Origin of the sequence: Sphingosinicella ginsenosidimutans (genome assembly GCF_007995055.1) — a bacterium.
Classification (GTDB): Bacteria; Pseudomonadota; Alphaproteobacteria; order Sphingomonadales; family Sphingomonadaceae; genus Allosphingosinicella; species Allosphingosinicella ginsenosidimutans.
The window spans coordinates 559,369-575,601 of record NZ_VOQQ01000001.1 but is presented as its reverse complement, the minus strand read 5'-3'; the positions used below and the strand labels follow the sequence as shown (position 1 = coordinate 575,601).

The following is a 16,233-nucleotide window of genomic DNA, read 5'->3' as shown; positions in this document are numbered from 1 at the left end:
AGATGGCCGATGGCGTGCGCGCGGTCGAGGCGGCCTTGTTCGCCGCGAAGGAGCCGCTCGGCCTGACCGACATCGCCGCTTATGTCGGCGAGGGCGTCGACGTGAGGGCGGCGCTGGCGGAGCTCTCCGATCATTATGCCGGGCGCGGCATCGAGCTGGTCGAGCGCGGCGCGCGCTGGCATTTCCAGACCGCAGCCGATCTCGCCTCGGTCCTTCGGCGCGAGCGGGAGGAGAGCCGCAAGCTGTCTCGCGCCGCGGTCGAGACCCTGGCGATCATCGCCTATCACGAACCGGTGAGCCGCGCGGAGATCGAGGCGATAAGGGGCGTGCAGATTTCCAAGGGGACGATCGACGTGCTGATGGAGGCGGGCTGGGTCCGCCCCGCCGGTCGGCGCGAGGCGCCGGGGCGACCGCTCACCTATGCGACGACGCAGGAATTCCTCACCCATTTCGGGCTGGCGAGCCGCCGCGACCTGCCCGGCATCGACGATCTCAAGGCCGCGGGGCTGCTCGATCCGGTCGATCTGGCCTTCGATCGGCTCGTCGGCGAGGGCGATGAAGAGGCCGAACTGGAAACCGGCGACGAAGACGCCTAGCTTGGGTTTTCCCTCAAGGAGATTCTTTCATGGGATTCGGATCCCCAATTCACTGGATCATCGTTGTCGCGTTGATCGTGCTGCTGTTCGGATCGGGCCGCGTGTCGAACCTGATGGGCGACGTCGCCAAAGGCATCAAGAGCTTCAAGAAGGGGCTGGCCGAGGACGACGAGACGCCGGCGCCGCCGCGGCGCCTGTCGGACGAGCGGGTGATCGACGCCGCGCCGCGGGCCGATGAAGCGCCGGCGGCCGAGCGCGGCTCCGCCAGCGAAGCCGACCGGCACTAGGCGGCGCCCCGGCGCCGGAGGGGCGGATGTTCGGAATCGATTCCGGCGAGCTGATGGTCATCGCCCTGGTCGCGCTCGTCGTGATCGGGCCAAAGGATCTGCCGCGCGTCATGCGCACGGTCGGCCACTGGGTCGGCCAGGCGCGCGGCATGGCGCGCCACTTCCGCTCCGGCTTCGACGCGATGATCCGCGAGTCCGAGCTCGAGGAGATGGAAAAGAAGTGGCGCGAGGACAATGAGCGGATCATGCGGATGCACCCGCCCAAAGCGCCTTCGTCGCCGGAAAGCGACTGGGGAAAGGGAACGCCGGCCGAGCCGGCCCCCGGCAAGGGCGAGGGCGCGGAAGGCGGGGTCGCCGGATCGCCTGCGGAGTCCGGTTCGGCCGGGAAGTCGCCGGCGCCCGCTGACGACGCCCCGGTGACGACGCCGCGATCGCCCGCATCCTCGCCGCGCCGCCGCACCGTGCGCCGCGCCGCGCCGCCGGTGCCTCGTCGCGCGGCCCCGGGCGCGCCGGATCGCAAGCCATGAGCGACATCGATCGCGCCGCCGAGGAGGCCGAGCTCGAAAAGAGCAAGGCGCCGCTGCTCGATCATCTGATCGAGCTTCGCCGGCGATTGCTCTGGGCCGCGGCCGCGCTCGCCGTCGCGTTCGGCGTGTGCCTTTATTTCGCGCGGCCGATCTTCGGCTTCCTGGTGCGGCCGCTCGTCGAGGCGGGGCAGCGCCAGCTCATCTACACCGCGGTGTTCGAAGCCTTCTTCGTCGAGATCAAGGTCGCCTTCTTCGCGGCGTTGATGATCGCCTTTCCGATCATCGCGATCCAGATCTGGCTGTTCGTCGCCCCGGGCCTTTATTCGCGCGAGAAAAGGGCCTTCCTGCCCTTCCTGGTGATGACGCCCTTCCTGTTCCTGATGGGCGCATCGCTCGCCTATTTCGTGGCGATGCCGATCGCGCTGCATTTCCTGCTGAGCTACCAGGGCGAGATCGGCGGCGTGCAGCAGACGGCGCTGCCGGCGATCGGCAATTATCTCGATTTCTCGATGCACTTCATCTTCGGTTTCGGCGTCGCCTTCCTGCTGCCGGTGCTGCTGATGCTGCTCGAGCGCGCCGGGCTGGTGACGCGCAGCGCGCTGGCTCGCGGCCGCCGCTATGCCTGGGTGATCGCGACCATCGTCGCGGCGGTGCTCACGCCGCCCGACGTCTTCTCGATGCTGCTGCTCGCCGGGCCGCTGATCGCGCTCTACGAACTCTCGCTGGTCGCGATCTGGTTCACCGAGAAGCGCCGCGCGCGCAACCCGGCGCCGGGCGCCTGACGGGAACGCCGCCGCCGGCGACGTCCCCTGTGCCAGGCCTTAGCGGCCGTGGATCGCGTTGTCGGTGGCGTCCGCCGCCGACTGCACGTCCTGGCCGACGCCGCGCACCGTGTTGCACGCCCCCAGCGTCAGCCCGAAGGTGAGCGCCGCGGCCATCAACAAGGTCCTCATAACTTCCCTCCCTGAAACCAGCCGCGCGACGGATAAGCCCCGTCTCCGGCATCGGCCTGTCTAGCAGGAAGGGCGTCGTCGTCGAACGCTTTTGCTCAGTCGCCGTGCATCGCGTTGTCGGTCGCATTGGCGGCCGACTGGACGTCCTGGCCGGCGCCGCGCACCGTGTTGCACGCAGCGAGCGCGAGACCGCCCGTCAGCGCCACGATCATCACCAATGCCTTCATCGTTCCTCTCCTCGATCGGATCGCACGGGCGGCAGGCGCCGATCCGCGCACGAGGCTATAAAGCACCGGACGTGATTCCGGTTCCGAAACCGTGACTTAGGCGCGGGAAGGAGAGAGGCCCCAAACGAAATCGGACCCGGATGCGCTACCGGGGGGGAGGTTCGCGCATCCGGGCCCATGTTCTGGATAGCGAGAGCGGGGGGGGCAAAAGGTCACTATCCGAGGCTGACAACGAGCCTCCCCGGCATCGGTTCCCCCCGTTTCCGAAAAAATTTTGGAACCCCGGATCAGCGCGCGAGACGGCGGATCATGTCGGTCCAGTGATCGAGATCCTCGTCGAACGCGCGGACCGGAAGACGCTCGTCGCGGCCATGGGCGCGCTCGTCGATCGGGGTGACGATCCACGATCCCTCGACGCCGTAGACCGGCACCCCGCGCACCCGGAAATAGAGGCCGTCGGTCGCGCCGGCGCTCATGTCGGGGACGATCGCGGCGCCGGGATGGCGGGCGTGAACCGCCGCCGTAAAGGCGCCGACCACGTCGGGCCGGAGCGGCGAGGGACCGGAGGGGTGCGCGACCTCGACCGGCTCGACGCTCACATGATCGGGAGCGCCGATCTCACGCAGCGTCGCGAGCACGGTGGCCGGATCGACGCCCGGGAAGATACGGCAATTGACGTTGGCGGTCGCAAGCTGCGGGAGCGCATTGTTGGCATGGCCGCCGGCGAGGCGGGTCGCGACGCAGCGGGTGCGGGTGAGCCCCGTCTCGGTCGGCGACGCCTCGATCGCGTCGGCCGCCGCGCCATCGTCGGGATTGGCGAGCCAGCGGCGGATCAGCGCGGCGAGCGCCGGATCGGCGGTGGTGGCGCGATGGGCGAAATAGGCCCGCGTGGTTTCATTCTGCATCGGCGCGAAGCGATATTGTTCGAGACGGTCGAGCGTGTGGGCAAGCGCATAGATCGCATTGTCCGGGCGCGGCCGCGAACTGTGGCCCCCGGGATTGGTCGCGGTGAGGGTGTAATCCTGGTAGATCTTTTCGGAGGTCTGGATGCCGAAGCCGAGCAGGTGACCCGATTCGTCGAACGCCCCGCCGCCGGCGTCGCCGTTCAGCGCGAAATCGATCTGCGACGTATCGAGCCATTGGTTGGCGGCGAGCTCGGCCCCGCGGCCGCCGGTTTCCTCGTCGCCGGTGAACAGGACGATGATGTCGCGATCGGGCTGGAAGCCTTCGGCCTTGAGCCGCAGGAGGGCGGTGGTGATCGCGATCACGCCCATCTTGTCGTCGCCCGTGCCGCGCCCGTAGAAATAGCCGTCGGCCTCGCCGAGCTCGAACGGATCGCGCGACCAATCCTCGCGCCGCGCCTCGACCACGTCCATATGCGCCATCAGCAGCATCGCCTTGCGCCCCGAAGGATGCGCGGCCGGCCAGCGCACGATCAGCGCGGCGGTATGATCGTCGGGCCGCACCACGTCATAGGGATGGATGGTGACATCGGTGAAGCCGGCGGCGCGGAAGCGGCGGGCCAGCGCCTCGGCGAGCGCCGGCACCTGTCCGCGGCCCTGCACCGTCGGCGTGTTCACCGCCTCGCGGTAGATCTCGCGCGCCTCCTGGTGCCAGCGATCGGGTGCCTGCGCCGGTGGTTGCGCGGTCGCGGCGGTGGCGAGCAGGCTCGAGATGATCGCGGCAAAGCGCATGGCAGATTTCCCCCTTGTCGATGGATGAAGGGGAAGAGTGTGCGGGTTGCCCGGCGGGGTCAACCCGGCCGGTCAGATTGTCGGGATGATGACGGCGTAGAGGCCGCGCGCCTCGTCCTGTTCGAGCTGGGACCTCAGCTGACGCGAGAGGCCGATGACGATCCGCTCGAACCGCTCGACGATCGCGCCAGCGCAGGTGAGGCCGCCTGCCGGCGTTCCGAGCGTGATCGCAAGGCGTGCCTTTCCGGCCTCGACCGGTTCGAGCACGATCGAGGTTTCGGCGGCGCCGCAGAGCATCCCGAACTCGGCGATCTCGGTGACGAGGAAGGCGACCGGAACGGCGACATCCTGGGTCGCGTGGACCGGCGCGATATCGAGCCGGATCTGCATGGCCGCGGCGCTGGCCGGGGCGGTGGCGCGCAGATTGGCGGCCAGCTCGGACAGGAGCGGCTTCAACGCGACGCCGCGATTGGCCTCGAACTCCGCATAATGGTTGCGGTGGACGACGGCGAGCGCGTCGACGCGGCGCTGGATCGAAGCATAAGCGGCGGCGACCGCCTCGTCCGACGACCCGCGCGAATGGAGGTTGAGCAGCGACGAGACGACCTGAAGGTTGTTCTTCACCCGATGGTGGACCTCGCGGACCAGCCGCGTCTGGCGTTCGACGGCCGCTTCGAGATCGGCCTCGTGTCGCGCGACCGTGCGGGTGACTTCGGCGAAGGCGGCGCCAAGCGCGCCGATCTCGCGCGCCGGGCTGCGCACGGCGGGAAGCGCGACGGGGCCTTCGCCGGGTCGATAGGTGGAGACCACGCGCTGAAGCCGACGCAGCGGCCGGAGCAGCAGACGCTGGACGAGCAGCCAGACCACGATCGAGGCCCACAGCCAGATCAGCACCGGCGCGATCACCACCAGCACATCGAGCCAGGACAGTGGCGCGACCGCGGTGTGGAGGCGCAGCACGAACTCGCCATTGGTCATCGGTTCGTCGACGATGATCTCGTGGCTGAGAGAGCCGCTGGCGGGGATTTCGCGAAGCGGCATGACGAGGCCGCCCTGGACCAGCTCCAGGCCGAAATCGCCATCGAGCGGCGGGTTGTCGACCGCGCGGGCGATCGCGGCGCGCTGATATTCGGCGACTCCCTCGATCTCGCCGGTGCCGCTGTAGAGGAAGATCCGCAGGCCTGCGCCGCCCGGCAGGATCCGGGCGTGGGCCGGGGCGCCGTCCGCGTCCGGCACGGGCGGCGGCGCGAAGCCTTCGGACGCGCAGCGGGGCCGGTTGCCGGCGCCGTAGAGGACGAATCGCCCGTGCGGCTCGGGCAGGCGAGCCAGGCGATCGAGCGACCGTTTGCACAGGCCGCTTCCCTCGCTCGATTCGGCGATCGCATCGCGGGCCGCGCGGATCGTATAGGCGGTTCGCGACAGGCCGAGCGACAGGCGCTGCGAATGGACCGCGAGAAGCGCGCGCGCCTGGACGATCCCCTGGGCGCGGTTCTCGCGCGCGTTGCCGATCGAGGCGAAGATGGCGGCGACGCCGAGCGGGAGCAGGCCGAGCGACAGGATGACGAGCATCTTGACCGCCGTCGGCAGTCGCGCCCATCCGGAGCCTCGGATTTCGCCTTCCTCGGGAGTCAGCACGGGCGTCCGCTCACGGCGACGCCTAACCGAGCTTTCCGAGCAGGTCGATCATTTCGGGCGGAATATCCTCTTCGACGACCTCGCGATAAGCGGATCGAAGGGCGCGGCCGACGTCGCCGGACGGCGGCTTGCGACGGGCGCGCGCGGATGGCTTCCCCTCCGGACTCGTAGCGGGCTTGCGACGGCGCGTGGAATCCTTGTCGTCCTGCAGGCTCAATTCTTTCCTACCCCACGGCCGTGCCGCAATTGCGCAAACATCGCACCCAACCGACCGCAAGAGCAACTTTTTCCAGCCGTCCCCGCCGAACAGGCACCGCACCAGCGGCGGTCGAATTAATCGCCGGGTGCGGCCTTGGAAACAAAAAACTCCGCCGATGGTTCCACCCTTGCACCGAAGCGGGGTCGGGCCTTCGCCCGATTGAACATTGACGATGGGCCGGGGGCGAGGCTTACCTTGCACTGCGCGGTCGTTAATCCCGCCGGGATAGAGAGAAGGAAGCACACACATGTCGCTCGGTGACGACCTCAGGCCTCATCTGCCGTTCCTGCGCCGTTATGCCCGCGCCCTTACCGGCAGCCAGCAACATGGCGACGCCTTCGTTCGCGCGACGCTGGAGGCGATCGTCGCCGCGCCGGACCAGTTTCCAAGGAGCGTCGATCCGCGCCTCGGCCTCTACAAGACGTTCCACGCGATCTGGTCCTCGGCCAATGTCGAGGAGGAGCCGGGCCATGCGGCGGCCGGCGACGCGGAAGGGATCGCGCAGGCGCGGCTGTCGCGGATCACCCCGCTGCCCCGCCAGGCGCTGCTCCTGACCGCGATGGAAGGATTCACGCCCGAGGACGCCGGCTATCTGATCGACGCCTCTCCCGAAGAGGTCGAGTCACTGGTCGCCGAGGCGCTCGCCGAGATCGAGCGGCAGACCCGCGCCGACGTCCTCATCATCGAGGACGAGCCGATCATCGCCATGGACATCGAAACGATCGTTCGCGATCTCGGCCACAACGTCACCGGCGTCGCCGTGACCCGTGACGAGGCGGTTCAGCAGGCAATGGCCCGCCGGCCCGGGCTGGTCCTCGCCGACATCCAGCTTGCCGACGACAGCTCCGGCATCGACGCGGTGAAGGACATTCTCGCGCAGTTCAGCGTGCCGGTGATCTTCATCACCGCCTTCCCCGAACGGCTTCTCACCGGGGAGCGGCCGGAGCCGACCTTCCTCATCACCAAGCCGTTCCAGCGCTCGACCGTGAAGGCGCAGATCGCCCAGGCGCTTTTCTTCGACTCTGCGACGGTTCCGGCCTGATCGGCGGAACCGGCCGTCGGCGGAGGCGTTGCCCCTGTAACGAATGGAACTCGCGGAAAGGTGGCAATGCCGGACGAACCGAAACATATCGGCACCAGCGATGCCCGCGCCGGATCGACCCCCCATGTGACGCGTCACGTGCTCACCTGGGGGACGGCTCTTGTGGTGGTGCTCTTCATCATCATCTATTTTGTGTTTCGCTGACCATCGCGATCGGGCGCCAAGGCCCGGCAGAGCGACACGACCGGCGCACAGCGTAACAGCGTAATCGAGGCATTGCATGACGGGCACGATTCCCGCCGACGACAACAAACGCGAGGGCGGCGAGGAACTCGTCCCGCTCTCCGATCGGGAGTTCAAGGAGCAGCTTGCGCTCGTGATCCCGCATCTGCGCGCCTTCGGCCGCTCGCTGTCCGGCAGCCGCGATCTCGCGGACGATCTGGTGCAGGAAACGCTGCTCAAGGCGTGGGCGGCGCGCAAGCGATTCCAGGCCGGCACCAACATGCGCGCCTGGACCTTCATCATCCTCAGGAACCTGTTCCTCAGCCAGATGCGCCGCGCGCGCTTCAAGGGCGAATGGGACGAGCTGACCGCCTCGCGCCTGCTTGCCGCGCCCGCCAGCCAGGACCGGCATATCGAGCTTGGCGACATGCAGCGCGCGCTGATGCACCTTCCCCAGCCGCAGCGCGAGGCGCTGATCCTGGTCGGCGCCGGCGGCTTCGCCTATGAGGAAGCGGCCGAGATCTGCGGCTGCGCGGTCGGCACGATCAAGAGCCGGGTGGCGCGCGGGCGCGTGGCGCTCGAGGGCCTGCTCGCCGACGGCAAGCTGCCGTCGCGCCGCGACATGCCGTCAAGCGACCGTTCGGCGCTGCAGACGATCATGGGTGAAGTGGACGAATTGTCCCGCGATCGAAGCAGCGACGCCGCCTAATCGATCCGCGACAGCAAATCTTCCAGAGCTTCGAGCGCCGGATCCCGATCGACGGGAAAGGCGCGGCGCAATGCCCGGCCGAGCCCGGCATGGACAGGCGGCGGCGCGGCGCGCACGAAATGCCGGGTCTGGCGATAGGTCATCGTTTCAACACTGGATGCACATTTTTCCACGCTCGCTCAACGTGCGAAGCGGCGCCGGGGTTGCAAATCGGCGGCGAACATGGCGGGTTTCACGCCGGACCTGTTGCATGATCGAGACACGAACAGAGCGCGATTTCGCGGCGGCACTTGCCCGCGCACGGGCCTGTTCGCCCTTCCTGGCCCTTGAGAGCGAGCGCTTTCCGGAGGTGACGGCGCGGCTCGAGGCGGGCGATCTCGCCGGCGCGCTCGCGGCCGCGGAGGATTCGAGCGACGATCCGGCCCGGGCGGTTCGCCGGACGCGATCCGCCCATGCGCTCGCGCTCGGCATCGCCGATCTCGCCGGCGCGATGTCGCTGGAAGAGGTGACGGCTGCGCTCTCCAGCCTCGCCGATCGAACGCTGGAGACGGCGATTGCCGCCGCGGTCGCCGAACGGACGCCCGGCGAAGCGGCGCGGGGTTTCGCCATCATCGCGCTCGGCAAGCTCGGCGGCGGCGAGCTCAATTATTCCTCGGACGTCGATCTCATCTTCCTCTTCGATCCCGAGACGCTGCCGCGCAAGCCGCGCGAGGAACCGATCCAGGCGGCGGTGCGCCTGTCGAACCGGATCGTCGAACTCGTCCAGGCGCGGACCGAGGACGGCTACGCCTTCCGCGTCGATCTGCGCCTGCGCCCCTCGCCGGAGGTGACGCCGGTGGCGCTGCCGGTGAACGCGGCGATCAGCCATTACGAATCCTCGGCGCTGCCCTGGGAGCGCGCGGCCTTCATCCGCGCCCGCGCCTGCGCGGGGGATGCGGCGCTGGGGCGCTACTTCCTTGAGGCGATCCACCCCTTCGTGTGGCGCCGGAGCCTGGATTTCGGCGCGATCGGCGAAATCCAGGCGATGAGCCACCTGATCCGCGATCATTATGCGGGGGGGCAGGCCTTCGGCCCCGGCTTCGACCTGAAGCGCGGCCGTGGCGGGATCCGGGAGATCGAGTTCTTCGTCCAGATCCACCAGCTCATCCATGGCGGGCGGGAGCCGGAGCTGCGCTCGCCATCGACGCTGGCGGCGCTGGCGGCGCTGCAGCGCGCGGACCGGATCGCGCCCCATGTCGCCGACAGCCTCGCCGCGGCCTACCGGATCGAGCGGACGATCGAGCACCGGCTTCAGATGGTCGATGATCGGCAGACCCACGCGCTGCCCCGCGCGGGCGACGCGCTCGACAATGTCGCGCGCCTGCACGGCCTGCCGGATGGCGCGGCCCTGCTCGCCCTGCTCCGCCCGCAGGTCGAAGCGGTATCGGCTTTCTACGACCGGCTCGGCGGCGGCGAGGAGGCCCGGCTGCCGCTGGACGGGGAGGCGCTGACGGCGGCGCTGGTGAAGGCGGGCTTCGCCGATCCGGCGGCGGCGCGCACGCGGATCGAGGACTGGCGATCGGGCAAGGCGCGTTCGCTCCGTTCCCCCGCCGCGCGCGATGCGTTCGAGGCGATGCTGCCCGTTCTGGTCGAGGCCTTCGCCGGGGCGAGCGATCCGAACCAGGCGATGAACCGGTTCGGCGACCTCATCGAGCGGCTGCCGAGCGGGATCAACCTGTTCCGTCTGCTCGTCGCGCGGCCGGCGCTGACGCAGCAGCTCGGCGCGATCCTGAGCCACGCGCCGCCATTGGCCGACCAGATCGGGCTGCGGCCCGCGCTTCTCGACGGGCTGATCGACGCCAGCGCCTTCGACCCGCCACCGGACGTGCCCGCGCTCGCGGAGGAATTCGCGCGGCCCGATCGCGACGACGAGGATTACCAGTTGCTGCTCGATCGCGTGCGCCGGCGGGTCAATGAGCGGCGGTTCGCGCTGGGCGCGCAGCTCGTGACCGGGGCCGGCGATCCGATCGAGGTGGCGCGCGGCTATGCCCGGGTGGCCGAGGCGGCGATCCAGGCACTGGCCGACGCCGCGATCGCCGATTTCGAGGCGCGTCATGGCCGCGTCCCGGGATCGGAGCTGCTGATCCTCGGGCTCGGGCGGCTCGGCGGGTCGGCGCTGACCCATGCCTCCGATCTCGACCTCATCTACCTGTTCAGCGGCACGCATGAGGCTGAATCGGACGGGCCGAAGCCGTTGCGCGCGACCGATTATTTCAACCGGCTCGCGCCGCGCGTCACCGCCGCGCTCAGCGTCGCGACCGCGGCCGGCCCCCTGTACGAGGTCGATACCAGGCTGCGGCCGTCCGGCGCCGACGGGATGCTCGCGGTCAGCCTCGACAGCTTCGCCGCCTATCAGGCCGACAGGGCCTGGACGTTCGAACATATGGCCCTGACGCGGGGGCGGCCTGTCTACGGATCGCCGGAGGGGCGCGCCGCGCTCGCGGCGACGGTGGCCGGAGTGCTTCGCGCGCCGCACGATCCTGCGCGGGTCGTCGCCGACGCGGTGGCGATGCGCGCCGAGATGAATGCGCACAAGCCGCCCGCCGGGCCGTTCGACATCAAGCTCGGGCCGGGCGGGCTGGTCGACCTCGAATTCGCGATCCAGGTCCTTCAGTTGACCAGCGGCATCGGCCTGACGCCGCGACTGGGGGAGGCGATCACCGATCTCGCCGCCACCGGGCTGGCCGGGCCACAGATCGCACCGGCCATGCGGCTGCTGACCCGGATCCTCGTCATGCTGCGGCTGGTGGCGCCGGGCGCAGACATTCCCGCGCCGCCGAGCCGTGCGCTGGTCGCACGCGCCTGCGGGCTTGACGACTGGGACGCGCTCGTCGCCGCGCACGATCGTGCGCGGGCCGACATCGCGGCGCTCTGGGCGGGGATAGCCCGGCGCTGATTCGCGCTTGCCCGCGGCAGCCATGCGCGCCACAGCGGGACCGAAGAGGGAGGACGTTCATGGTGAGCCTGGGCGATCGCGTGCCGGATGTGGCGCTGACCGCGGCGGATGGCGACTCGGTCAGCCCCGCCGATTTCAAGGGCAACAAGCTCGTCCTCTATTTCTACCCGAAGGACGATACGAGCGGCTGCACCCGCGAGGCGAAGGACTTCACCGCCCTCGCCGACGCCTTCGAAAAGGCCGGGACCTGGGTGCTCGGCGTGTCGAAGGACAGCCCCCGAAGCCACGCCAAGTTCGCCGCGAAGCACGATCTTCGCGTCAAGCTCGCCTCGGACGAGGAGGGCGGCGCGTGCGAGGCGTTCGGAACATGGGTGGAAAAATCCATGTACGGGCGCAAATATATGGGAATCGAACGCGCCACCTTCCTGATCGATCGGGACGGGACGATCAGCCGGATCTGGCGCAAGGTGAAGGTGCCCGGCCATGCCGAAGAGGTCCTCGCGGCGGCGCAAGAGCTTCCCTGAACGGCTCTGGCGCGCGCTCAGGCGCGCGATTCGGCGGCGGCTCGAGACGCCCTGGTATTTTCCCGCGGTCGGCGCGCTCGCGATCGGCGGAATCCTGATCGGCGTCACGCTCGGCAACAATACGGTGGCGGCGATCGATCCGCTCGCCTTCCACGAAACCGTGGTCCGGCCGCCCCGGCCGCCGGCCGAGGCGCTGCCGATGCCGCCGCGAAGCGTCAGCGCCGATTATGGCTGGCCGGGCGGCGTCGATTGCGGCGCGGACTGCGGCGCCTATGCCGCGGAAGGCACGGCCGGCACGCCGCGCGGCTATGACGATCGGGTTCCCTATTTCGGCAGTCAGGGCGACATGCGCGCCGCCATCGCCCGCGCGCGCGACGAGCTGGGCAGCGCCTTCCCGGAAACCCGCCCGGACGCCGGGATCGCGGGCGGCCCGGCCGAGCGCTACAGCCACTTTCCGATCACGCAGGACGAGGAAGCGGCGCGCGAGGCGGAGCGCGACGCCGAGATTCAGGAATAGACGATCCGCACCCGGCGGGCGGCTTCGCTGGCCAGCGCCCGGGCGGCCTCAACGCTTTCGGCACGGGCGAGCGCGACGCCCATTCGGCGGTTCGGGCGGGTCGCCGGCTTGCCGAAAATCCGCACGTCGACCTGCGGCCCCGTCGCCAGCGCATCCGCCAGCCCTTCGAACCGGAAGGCGGTCGCGTCCCGGTCCGCGAGGATGACCGCCGATGCGGAGGGGCCGCGAAGCGCGATTTCAGGGATCGGCAGCCCAAGGATCGCGCGGGCGTGGAGATCGAATTCCGACAGATCCTGCGAGATCGACGTGACCATGCCGGTATCGTGCGGCCGTGGGCTGAGCTCGGAAAAGATCGCCTCGTCGCCCTTGATGAAGAATTCGACGCCGAAGATGCCGTAACCGCCGAGATCGTCGACGACGGCGCGCGCCATCGCCTGCGCCTCGGCGAGCGCAGCCGGCGACATCGCCATCGGCTGCCAGCTTTCGCGATAATCGCCATGTTCCTGCCGGTGGCCGATCGGCGGGCAGAAGCTGACGCCGCCCCGCGAGCGGACGGTGAGCAGGGTGATCTCATAGTCGAAATCGACGAATTGCTCGACGATCACGCGCGGCCGGTCGCCGCGCATGTTGGCGACCGCGTAGGTCCAGGCCGCCGCCAGCTCGTCCTCACCGCGCACCGTCGATTGGCCCTTGCCGGACGAAGACATGACCGGCTTGACCACACAGGGAAGGCCGGTGTGCCCTGCCGCCGCGATCACCTCGTCGAGGCTCTCGGCGAACCGATAGCGCGAGGTGCGAAGGCCGAGCTGCTCGGCGGCGAGGCTTCGGATCGCATCGCGGTTCATGGTCATTGCCGCGGCGCGCGCGGTCGGCACGACGTGCCAGCCCTCGCCCTCAAGCTCGACCAGCGCCTCGGTGCGGATCGCCTCGATCTCGGGGACGACGAAATCGGGCCGGTGCTTTTCGACCGCGGCGCGCAGGCGTTCGCCGTCAAGCATCGGGAAGACCTCCGCCGCATCGGCCACCTGCATCGCCGGCGCGCCTTCGTAGGAATCGCAGGCGATCACGCACGCGCCGAGCCGCTTGGCCGAGATCGTGAATTCGCGCCCGAGCTCGCCCGAGCCGAGGAGGAGGATTTTGGCGGTGAAAGTCATGGCCGTCGCCGGTACAGCGCGACGCATGGAGAGGGAAGGGACCATCGCCCGGGCCTGTCGCGCCGTACTGCTGGCGGCCGATCCGCGCGCCAAGGTGAAGGCCGCTAGGGCGGCAGCGCGCGCATGGCGGCGCGGCGAGACGGCCTGGGACTTCGATGTCGCGATGCCCGATGCCCCGGCGCGGCCCGAGCGGCCGGCGCTGCTGCCGCCGAACCGGATGCCCAAGCGCGGCAAGGCGGGATCGGAACGCAGCCGCATCGCGCTGCTCCACGCGCTCGCGCATATCGAATTCGCCGCGATCGACCTCGCCTTCGACATGGCCGGGCGGTTCGGGGCGCAATTCCCACGCGCCTTCATCGACGACTGGATCGGCGTCGGCGCCGACGAGGCGATGCATTTCGCGCTGCTCGACCGGCGGCTCGCGGCGCTCGGGTCCGGCTATGGCGCGCTGCCGGCCCATGCCGGCCTGTGGGAAGCCGCCGAGGCGACGGCGGACGATCCATGCGCCCGGCTGGCGATCGTGCCGATGGTGCTGGAGGCGCGGGGGCTCGACGTCACGCCGGCGACGGTGGACGCGCTGGAAAAGGCGGGCGACCATCGATCGGCTGCGATCCTCGGCCGCATCTATCGCGACGAAATCCGCCATGTCGCGGCCGGCACCCGCTGGTTCGCAATCGCCTGTGAAAGAGAGAGAATCGCCCCTGTCCCGCATTGGCACACACTGGTCCGGCGCCATTTTCGCGGGAGCCTGAAGCCGCCGTTCAACGACTCGGCGCGCGGTGCTGCCGGTTTGTCCCGCGATTATTATGCAGGGCTTGCCGGGGAAGAGGTTGCTTAACATTCTCCGCCGCAACGTTCGGGGCGGGCACTTCCGATCGTCATTTGAGCGGGCGACAGCCCGGATTTCAATCTGGCCGTGTGCGTGGCCGAGCCGGCTGTCGAATGCCGAGCGGGGATGGTGATGACGAATTCGGTTGCGGTTGCGAACGTCGGATGGACGCGTGCGTTCCGCGATATCTTCAAGCCGCGCGATATTTTCCTTCACGACGGCACCAATCTTCGCCGGTTCCGGATCGGCGCCCGGGTCCAGATGGTCGCCGCCGCCCTGGCCTTGCTGCTGGTGCTCTGGTCCGCCTTCGCGACGGTGAGCGCGGTGATGGCGATGAACGGCGATGTCGCCCAGATGCAGCGCCGGGTCGCCCAGATGGAAAACGATCTCCAGGCCGCCCGCGATGCCGCCCAGCGCCGCGCCGCCCTGCTCGAGCGCCGCCAGCTCTTCCTCGCCGCGGTGATGTCCGGCGAGGCCGACGCCCGCCAGCTCGCCGCGCTGCTGCCGCCCCAGGCCGAGGAAGCCGATGATGCGCGGACGCAGGCCGCCGCCGCGCCCTTCGCCCAGGTCGAGGACATGCAGGCCGCGATGGCCGCGCGGGCCCGGGATGCGGCTCGCCGCCGCTATGCCGAAACGGCGCAGGCGATCCGCCAGGTCGGGCTGAACCCCGCCCGCTTTCATCGCGCCGTCGCCGGCGGTGTCGGCGGCCCGTTCGAGCCGATGCCGGCCTCGGGCAATGCCGACCCCGATTATCGTGCGCTGTTCATGAGCTGGCGCCGGCTCGACCAGCTCGAGCAAGGGGTCGCCTCGATCCCGTCGGGCCAGCCGGTCGCGGCCTTCAACTTCACCTCGGGCTTCGGCGGGCGCTCCGATCCGTTCCGTCGCGGCGCGGCCTTCCATCCGGGCGTCGATCTCGCCGGGCCGATCGGAACGCCAATCTATGCCACCGCCGACGGCGTCGTCTCGCGCTCCGAATATAATAATGGCGGCTATGGCAACATGGTCGAGATCAATCACGGCCAGGGCATCACCACCCGTTACGGCCATATGTCGCGCCGCATCGCCCAGGTGGGCCAGCGCGTCCACCGCGGCGAGCTGATCGGGCTGATGGGCTCCACCGGCCGCTCGACCGGCAGCCACGTCCATTATGAAGTGCGGATCGACGGCCAGGCGGTCAATCCGGTGCCGTTCCTCGAAACCGGCACCACGCTCGTCGCGCTGCAGCGCCGGCTGGAACACCAGCAGGTGGCGGTCGGCGGCCCGGCCGGGGCCTCGCGCTAAGTTCAGGAGAGGCCGCAAAGGCCATCGGCCCCGCCGCGAGGCGGGGCTTTTTTTATTTCCCGCGCTTCGCCCGGTGCTCTTCGAGGTCGAGCACGGCATTGGCCTCGCCCTCGGGCATCAGGCCGAGCCGGCGCGCGACCTCCTGATAGGCCTCCGCCTCGCCGCCGAGATCGCGGCGGAAGCGATCCTTGTCGAGCTTCTCGTTCGATTTCATGTCCCACAGCCGGCAGCCGTCGGGGCTGATCTCGTCGGCCAGGATGATGCGGGCATAGTCATTTTCCCACAGCCGCCCGAACTCGAGCTTGAAGTCGACGAGACGGATGCCGATGCCGGCGAAGAGGCCGCACAGGAAATCGTTGATGCGGATCGCCATGTCGGCGATGTCGTTCATCTCTTCCTGGCTCGCCCAGCCGAAGCAGGCGATATGCTCGTCGGCGATCAGCGGATCGCCCAGCGCATCGTCCTTGTAATAATATTCGATGATCGTGCGCGGAAGCTGCGTCCCTTCCTCGATCCCGAGCCGCTGCGACAGCGAGCCGGCGGCGACGTTGCGGACGACCACCTCGATCGGGACGATCTCGACCTGCCGGATCAGCTGCTCGCGCATGTTCAGCCGGCGGATGAAGTGGGTCTGGATGCCGATCGTGCCGAGCAGCGAGAAGATATGCTCGGAAATGCGGTTGTTGAGCACGCCCTTGCCGGAGATCGTGCCCTTCTTCTGCGCGTTGAACGCGGTCGCATCGTCCTTGAAATACTGGATCAGCGTGCCGGGCTCGGGCCCTTCGTAGAGAATCTTGGCCTTGCCTTCATAGACAAGTCGGCGGCGGGACATGTGGCTTCGG

19 protein-coding genes are annotated in these 16,233 nt (G+C 69.2%); 12 read left to right on the top strand and 7 right to left on the bottom strand.

The features are described 5' to 3' along the window. The first annotated feature begins 2 nt into the window (after positions 1–2). Genes scpB through tatC form a run of 4 tightly spaced genes read left to right on the top strand, consistent with a single transcriptional unit; the run spans position 3 to position 2,192 of the window. Positions 3–596, top strand: coding sequence for an SMC-Scp complex subunit ScpB (scpB, locus tag FRZ32_RS02825; protein WP_424141297.1), 594 nt, complete (start codon positions 3–5; stop codon positions 594–596). Positions 597–625: 29 nt separating this feature from the next. Next, the gene (locus FRZ32_RS02820) at positions 626–883 is read left to right on the top strand and encodes a twin-arginine translocase TatA/TatE family subunit (RefSeq protein ID WP_147042075.1); all 258 of its coding nucleotides are present in this window, start codon (positions 626–628) and stop codon (positions 881–883) included. 26 nt (positions 884–909) lie between these two features. Further along, complete coding sequence (tatB, locus tag FRZ32_RS02815; protein WP_147042074.1) at positions 910–1,410, top strand: Sec-independent protein translocase protein TatB; 501 nt, start codon at positions 910–912, stop codon at positions 1,408–1,410. Beyond that, entirely contained in the window at positions 1,407–2,192 is a 786-nt protein-coding gene (gene tatC / locus FRZ32_RS02810) for a twin-arginine translocase subunit TatC (RefSeq protein ID WP_147042073.1), read from the top strand. The genes tatB and tatC overlap by 4 nt, the downstream gene beginning before the upstream one ends. Before the next feature lie 39 nt (positions 2,193–2,231). On the opposite strand, the gene FRZ32_RS02805 is transcribed toward tatC, so the two are convergent. The 4 genes from FRZ32_RS02805 to FRZ32_RS02790 all read right to left on the bottom strand — a co-directional run bounded on the left by FRZ32_RS02805 (position 2,232) and on the right by FRZ32_RS02790 (position 5,919). Continuing rightward, positions 2,232–2,363, bottom strand: coding sequence for an entericidin A/B family lipoprotein (locus tag FRZ32_RS02805; RefSeq protein WP_147042072.1), 132 nt, complete (start codon positions 2,361–2,363; stop codon positions 2,232–2,234). Between the two features lie 95 nt (positions 2,364–2,458). Beyond that, positions 2,459–2,590, bottom strand: a complete 132-nt coding sequence (locus FRZ32_RS15405; RefSeq protein ID WP_147042071.1) for an entericidin A/B family lipoprotein — start codon at positions 2,588–2,590, stop codon at positions 2,459–2,461. Positions 2,591–2,877: 287 nt separating this feature from the next. Further along, positions 2,878–4,284, bottom strand: a complete 1,407-nt coding sequence (locus FRZ32_RS02795; protein ID WP_147042070.1) for a M20/M25/M40 family metallo-hydrolase — start codon at positions 4,282–4,284, stop codon at positions 2,878–2,880. A 72-nt stretch (positions 4,285–4,356) separates the two neighbouring features. Continuing rightward, complete coding sequence (locus FRZ32_RS02790; RefSeq protein WP_147042069.1) at positions 4,357–5,919, bottom strand: sensor histidine kinase; 1,563 nt, start codon at positions 5,917–5,919, stop codon at positions 4,357–4,359. Between the two features lie 506 nt (positions 5,920–6,425). On the opposite strand from FRZ32_RS02790, the gene FRZ32_RS02780 reads away from it, so the two are divergent. The 3 genes from FRZ32_RS02780 (at position 6,426) to FRZ32_RS02775 (ending at position 8,151) form a co-directional block, all read left to right on the top strand. Next, positions 6,426–7,220, top strand: coding sequence for a response regulator (locus FRZ32_RS02780; protein WP_147042067.1), 795 nt, complete (start codon positions 6,426–6,428; stop codon positions 7,218–7,220). A gap of 66 nt (positions 7,221–7,286) precedes the next feature. Beyond that, positions 7,287–7,424, top strand: a complete 138-nt coding sequence (locus FRZ32_RS15400) for a hypothetical protein (protein ID WP_192901867.1) — start codon at positions 7,287–7,289, stop codon at positions 7,422–7,424. A 76-nt stretch (positions 7,425–7,500) separates the two neighbouring features. Then, a complete protein-coding gene (locus tag FRZ32_RS02775; RefSeq protein ID WP_147042066.1) occupies positions 7,501–8,151 on the top strand; it encodes a sigma-70 family RNA polymerase sigma factor in 651 nt (216 codons plus the stop codon). Here the strand turns inward: FRZ32_RS02775 and FRZ32_RS15170 are convergent. Further along, positions 8,148–8,294, bottom strand: coding sequence for a hypothetical protein (locus FRZ32_RS15170; RefSeq protein WP_158635811.1), 147 nt, complete (start codon positions 8,292–8,294; stop codon positions 8,148–8,150). The two genes, FRZ32_RS02775 and FRZ32_RS15170, sit on opposite strands and share 4 nt — an antisense overlap. 107 nt (positions 8,295–8,401) lie before the next feature. Between FRZ32_RS15170 and FRZ32_RS02770 the strand changes: the two genes are divergently transcribed. Genes FRZ32_RS02770 through FRZ32_RS02760 form a run of 3 tightly spaced genes read left to right on the top strand, consistent with a single transcriptional unit; the run spans position 8,402 to position 12,127 of the window. Next, entirely contained in the window at positions 8,402–11,086 is a 2,685-nt protein-coding gene (locus tag FRZ32_RS02770) for a bifunctional [glutamine synthetase] adenylyltransferase/[glutamine synthetase]-adenylyl-L-tyrosine phosphorylase (RefSeq protein ID WP_147042065.1), read from the top strand. 59 nt (positions 11,087–11,145) lie between these two features. After that, positions 11,146–11,610, top strand: coding sequence for a peroxiredoxin (locus FRZ32_RS02765; protein WP_147042064.1), 465 nt, complete (start codon positions 11,146–11,148; stop codon positions 11,608–11,610). Further along, on the top strand, positions 11,570–12,127 hold the full coding sequence (locus FRZ32_RS02760) for a hypothetical protein (RefSeq protein WP_147042063.1): 558 nt from the start codon (positions 11,570–11,572) through the stop codon (positions 12,125–12,127). Before FRZ32_RS02765 ends, FRZ32_RS02760 begins: the two co-directional genes overlap by 41 nt. Here FRZ32_RS02760 and purT read toward each other — a convergent pair. Further along, positions 12,118–13,281 (bottom strand): formate-dependent phosphoribosylglycinamide formyltransferase, encoded by a 1,164-nt coding sequence (gene purT, locus FRZ32_RS02755; RefSeq protein ID WP_147042062.1) that lies wholly within the window; start codon positions 13,279–13,281, stop codon positions 12,118–12,120. The genes FRZ32_RS02760 and purT overlap by 10 nt on opposite strands. Positions 13,282–13,306: 25 nt before the next feature. Here purT and FRZ32_RS02750 point away from each other — a divergent pair, with 25 nt between their 5' ends. Together FRZ32_RS02750 and FRZ32_RS02745 are read left to right on the top strand one after the other, a co-directional pair. Then, a complete protein-coding gene (locus tag FRZ32_RS02750; protein ID WP_147042061.1) occupies positions 13,307–14,119 on the top strand; it encodes a ferritin-like domain-containing protein in 813 nt (270 codons plus the stop codon). A 123-nt stretch (positions 14,120–14,242) separates the two neighbouring features. Further along, positions 14,243–15,391 (top strand): M23 family metallopeptidase, encoded by a 1,149-nt coding sequence (locus tag FRZ32_RS02745; RefSeq protein WP_147042060.1) that lies wholly within the window; start codon positions 14,243–14,245, stop codon positions 15,389–15,391. Between the two features lie 52 nt (positions 15,392–15,443). On the opposite strand, the gene purC is transcribed toward FRZ32_RS02745, so the two are convergent. Further along, positions 15,444–16,223, bottom strand: coding sequence for a phosphoribosylaminoimidazolesuccinocarboxamide synthase (gene purC / locus FRZ32_RS02740; RefSeq protein WP_147042059.1), 780 nt, complete (start codon positions 16,221–16,223; stop codon positions 15,444–15,446). Between the last annotated feature and the right edge of the window lie 10 nt (positions 16,224–16,233).